This is a genomic window from Hydrocoleum sp. CS-953 (assembly GCF_002260545.1).
Classification (GTDB): domain Bacteria; phylum Cyanobacteriota; class Cyanobacteriia; order Cyanobacteriales; family Microcoleaceae; genus Trichodesmium.
Window position 1 is genome coordinate 1 of record NZ_LGSU01000845.1, and the last position, 5,016, is coordinate 5,016.

Sequence of the window (5,016 nt, forward strand, 5' to 3'; positions counted from 1 at the left end):
TATAGCGGTTTTCACTTCATGACTTGCATTACTTCTTCCTTCTCTCCTAGATAACTAAAGCCTTCTCTCCTAGATAACTAAAGCCTTCTTTCTTTAAACTCAAATCTCTGTACTCTAAAAAACATGAAAACTACTATAATTCAGCAAAAATCAAATTTATTACCTATCTGTCGATCGCCGAAAAAATATCCTAAATTAGTTCTATAAAATAACAAAGTCACCTCCACAAACTGGAAGTGACTCAAACACAATACACACTTTTTAGACAAACAAATCGGATGGGGAACAATTCCTAAATTGCCCCCAATCTCAAAAAACCTAGTAATCGAAATCGCCACCACCCATACCAGCGCCAGCAGCAGCACCTTCCTTGGGTTCAGGTTTATCAACAACAATACACTCAGTTGTTAACACCATACCAGCAATAGAAGCAGCGTTTTGTAGAGCGGAACGAGTTACTTTCGCAGGGTCAACAATACCAGCTTCAAACATATCAACAAACTCATTATTTGCTGCATTAAAACCTGTATTGAAATCTTTCTCTTTCACGCGCTCAGAAATTACCGCACCATTCTGACCAGCATTTTCAGAAATGCGCATTAATGGAGCTAATAAAGCACGACTAACAATTAAAGCACCAGTCAACTCTTCAGCTTGTAAGTTCTCATTTGCCCAATTTTCTAGATCAGGAGCCAAATGAGCTAGAGTTGTACCACCACCAGGAACAATACCTTCTTCTACAGCAGCTTTAGTTGCGTTAATAGCATCTTCCAAGCGTAACTTACGGTCTTTCATTTCAGTTTCAGTAGCAGCACCAACTTTAACAACTGCTACACCACCAGCTAACTTAGCTAAACGCTCTTGTAACTTTTCTTTGTCGTAGGAAGAGTCACTTTCTTCCATTTGACGACGAATTTGTTCGCAACGTGCTTTAACTTCTTTTTCGTTACCTTCAGCAACGATAGTAGTGTTGTCTTTAGTAATAGTAATGCGACGTGCTTTACCAAGCATCTCTAGCTTGGTACTTTCTAATNGCTACACCACCAGCTAACTTAGCTAAACGCTCTTGTAACTTTTCTTTGTCGTAGGAAGAGTCACTTTCTTCCATTTGACGACGAATTTGTTCGCAACGTGCTTTAACTTCTTTTTCGTTACCTTCAGCAACGATAGTAGTGTTGTCTTTAGTAATAGTAATGCGACGTGCTTTACCAAGCATCTCTAGCTTGGTACTTTCTAATTTCAAACCAGCATCTTCAGTGATAACTTGACCACCAGTTAATACAGCGATGTCTTCTAACATAGCTTTCCGGCGATCGCCAAAACCAGGAGCTTTAACCGCAGCAACATTCAATACACCCCGCAGACGGTTAACAACCAAAGTTGCTAAAGCTTCTTTCTCAATATCTTCAGCTAAGATTAATAATGGTTTACCAGAACGAGCAACTTGTTCTAAAACTGGTACTAAATCTTGTACTAAAGCAATTTTCTTGTCAGTTAGCAAAATTTGAGGTTCTTCGAGAACAGCTTCCATCCGCTCCATGTCTGTTGCGAAGTAGGGAGAGATGTAACCCTTGTCGAAACGCATACCTTCAGTGATTTCTAGTTCAGTCTGCATAGACTTTCCTTCTTCTAGAGAAATCACACCTTCTTTGCCTACTTTATCCATAGCTTCAGCAATCATTTGACCTACTTCTTCATCATTACCAGCAGAAATAGAACCAACTTGAGCGATCGCCTTAGAATCTTCAATTTGACGAGCATGAGCTGCAATTTTTTCTACGAGGAAGTTAGCAGCTTTATCAACACCACGTTTAATAGCTATAGGGTTAGCACCAGCAGCAACGTTGCGTAGACCTTCTTTGACAATTGCATGAGCTAAAACAGTTGCAGTAGTTGTACCGTCACCTGCTGCGTCATTAGTTTTAGAAGCTGCTTGACGAATTAGGGAAACACCAGTATTTTCTACATGGTCTTCTAGTTCAATTTCTTTAGCAATAGTTACACCATCATTAACAATTTGAGGTGCGCCGAATTTTTTCTCTAGAACTACGTTGCGACCTTTAGGACCTAGAGTTACTGCTACAGACTCAGCGAGGATATCCATGCCTTTTTCTAAGGCGCGACGAGCATTTTCGTTGTAAATAATACGTTTAGCCATAGTTGTAATTTCTATTGATTAGTAATTGTGGATGTTTATTTTTTTGTGTTGATAATTAGTTGTTTTAGCACTTTAGCAAACATCAAATATGAAGAAAAAGTTTGCTAGTGCTATGGAACAACTTGTTTAAACCTTCCCCTTAAGGGCGAGGTATTAGTTAACAATTGCGAGGATATCTTTTTCAGCAAGTAGGACGTATTCATCGCCACCTAGTTTTATATCAGTTCCAGCATATTTAGAGTAGAGAACTTTATCTCCTACTTTAACTTCCATTTCTGCGCGGGAACCATCATCGTTACGTTTACCAGGTCCAGCTGAGACAACTTCTCCTACTTGAGGTTTTTCTTTTGCACTGTCAGGTAGAAGAATACCACCTGCTGTTTTTTCTTCAGATTCGCTGACTTTGACGAATACACGTTCCCCCAAGGGTTTAACAGTAGAAACACTCAGTGTTACGGCTGCCATTACTTTACCTCCAGATAAATTTTATTGTTGTTGACAGGCTTAAGGTGAAGCTAAGTTTTAACTTCATTTTGTTTTTTTAGCACTCTCACCATCTGAGTGCTAATTTAGCTGAATAGCTGTGGCGATCGCAACTAATTAAGCTGTACGGGTTTCCGAACTAGAGATTTGGGTATTTACCAAGAGTCATTTCAGTTATNCGGCTGCCATTACTTTACCTCCAGATAAATTTTATTGTTGTTGACAGGCTTAAGGTGAAGCTAAGTTTTAACTTCATTTTGTTTTTTTAGCACTCTCACCATCTGAGTGCTAATTTAGCTGAATAGCTGTGGCGATCGCAACTAATTAAGCTGTACGGGTTTCCGAACTAGAGATTTGGGTATTTACCAAGAGTCATTTCAGTTATCAGTGCTGACTCTGCACTAGAAGAATTTAACTTCTGACTTGGAGTAATTATCATGCAGCAAAAAGTCATCTCAGAAGACAATAAACTAGAATTATGGTAGTAGAACTGTTGATTTACTAGCAATTCCTAAGTCATGTGACATTCTCTATTCAACATTTGACTTGGGCAAGAATAACTATTATAGAAGCAAATTCAAGGTGTATCGCGACTTAATGATAGATAATTTATTTAACAAAACCGAAAAAGATCATGGGACAGAGGAACAAATGGCCCAATGCCAGGAAAATTTTCAACAGGGAAATATTGACCCAGATATTTGTCAAGAATCCCTAGGAAGTTGTGTCCAATCTCTCGGACTGAGTAAAATTCAGAGACATATTTTTATTTGTGCTGACCAAACTAAACCGAAATGTTGCTCAAAAGAGGTTGGTTTAGAAGCATGGAATTATCTCAAAAAACGTCTGAAAGAATTAAAACTTGATCAGCCTGGCATTAACATATCAGGCTCTATATTTCGCACTAAAGCTAACTGTTTACGAGTTTGTTGTCAAGGTCCAATCATGGTTATTTATCCAGAAGGAATATGGTACCACTCTGCAACTCCTCCTGTGATTGAAAGAATTATTCAAGAACACATAATCGGTTCTCAAGTAGTAGAGGAATACGTTTTTCTGACTCATCCTTTGCCAGAATAATACCCCGCCCTTAAGTGTCGGGTATAAAAAAAATTAATAGGCCCATACTAGGCTATCATGGGCAAATTACTTGCCCATTGACTCAAAAGCTCAGTTCCCAATCCCTAACTAACTGTTATCAATTCACCATAGATTTTAACTTAATTAAGTCAGTAAAATTAACCATAGTTCCTGATACTATTAATAGGGAATACTGTTGAATTATCATATATTATTATCAAAAGTAGTGGTAATTATTTTCCATCACTACAAAACTATTATCTAGCTATATCTACCTAAACTATAGGACTATTGATTGAGTATAAAATCTATAATCTATAACTATAAACTATAATAGATAGGGGATCAATTCCCTTTGAGGATTAGATACAGTCCAAGCCTTCTGGGTAAGGATAAATATCTTTAAATTTATCAGGAAAGTGGCAAAGTTGCCTTACTTCCTCACTCTGCTATGAAAGACGTGGGTTATACCCGTCTGTGAAGTTAATGTTTGCAGGAATCAAAAAAGTGAGTTCTTCATTATGAAGGAAATGAATACTACAGACCAAGGATGTTTAATGTTGGTTGATGATGACCCTAATTTAATATTATTGGTCAAGGATTATTTAGAATTTCGTGGATACCAGGTAATAACAGCAGAAAATGGCCGAGAAGCTCTAGAACTGCTAGAAGAAAAAATTCCAGACTTGATTATATGTGATGTGATGATGCCAGAAATGGATGGCTATACCCTGGTGCAGCATATCAGAGAAAATTCAGATACAGAATGGGTTCCAGTTCTATTTTTATCTGCTAAGGGTCAAAGTCAGGATCGAGTTAAGGGTCTAAATACTGGAGCTGATGTTTACATTGTCAAACCATTTGAACCAGAAGAACTTGTGGCTCAAGTAGAATCTTCTCTCAAGCAGGCTTCTCGCCTAATTAAACATCAAAATTCCGGGGTCAGCATTGGGCCAACAATTAAGGTGCGCCGAAACGTAGAATTAACTCCCACAGAGTTAAAGGTAGTCCAATTGGTAGCCAAGGGAATGGCTAATCGTGACATTGCACAAATTATGGAAGTTAGTCAAAGAACGATTGAGAGTCATGTGAGCAATATGCTTGGTAAAACGGGTCTGCATAATCGGACAGAGTTAGCTCGTTGGGCGATTGAAAGTAAGAAGGCTTAGATATAACTCCCCAGCAATTTATCAGGGTGTAAGTTTTTATCTGTGTAATTTTTTTACAACAAGGGCTGTAATTTTATACTGCCCAAAATTTTCTATATTCATAATTTTGCATACATAGCTTTTATT

Annotated in this window: 4 protein-coding genes and 1 pseudogene; 2 read left to right on the top strand and 3 right to left on the bottom strand. The window is 38.0% G+C overall.

The genetic code is table 11. From position 1 onward, the window contains the following. Positions 1-318: 318 nt before the first annotated feature. From AFK68_RS44780 to groES, 3 genes and pseudogenes are all read right to left on the bottom strand, one after another. A partial coding sequence (locus AFK68_RS44780; protein ID WP_371357320.1) for a TCP-1/cpn60 chaperonin family protein occupies positions 319-1,033 on the bottom strand: 715 nt, incomplete at its 5' end. A gap of 1 nt (position 1,034) precedes the next feature. Beyond that, a pseudogene (gene groL, locus AFK68_RS38600) lies at positions 1,035-2,158 on the bottom strand (chaperonin GroEL); the annotation flags it as partial. 153 nt (positions 2,159-2,311) lie between these two features. Further along, the gene (gene groES, locus AFK68_RS10875; protein ID WP_094672717.1) at positions 2,312-2,623 is read right to left on the bottom strand and encodes a co-chaperone GroES; all 312 of its coding nucleotides are present in this window, start codon (positions 2,621-2,623) and stop codon (positions 2,312-2,314) included. 669 nt (positions 2,624-3,292) lie between these two features. Here groES and AFK68_RS10880 point away from each other — a divergent pair. Together AFK68_RS10880 and AFK68_RS10885 are read left to right on the top strand one after the other, a co-directional pair. Then, entirely contained in the window at positions 3,293-3,721 is a 429-nt protein-coding gene (locus AFK68_RS10880; protein ID WP_094672719.1) for a ferredoxin, read from the top strand. A 521-nt stretch (positions 3,722-4,242) separates the two neighbouring features. Continuing rightward, positions 4,243-4,890, top strand: coding sequence for a response regulator transcription factor (locus tag AFK68_RS10885; RefSeq protein ID WP_094672718.1), 648 nt, complete (start codon positions 4,243-4,245; stop codon positions 4,888-4,890). Positions 4,891-5,016 lie beyond the last annotated feature (126 nt).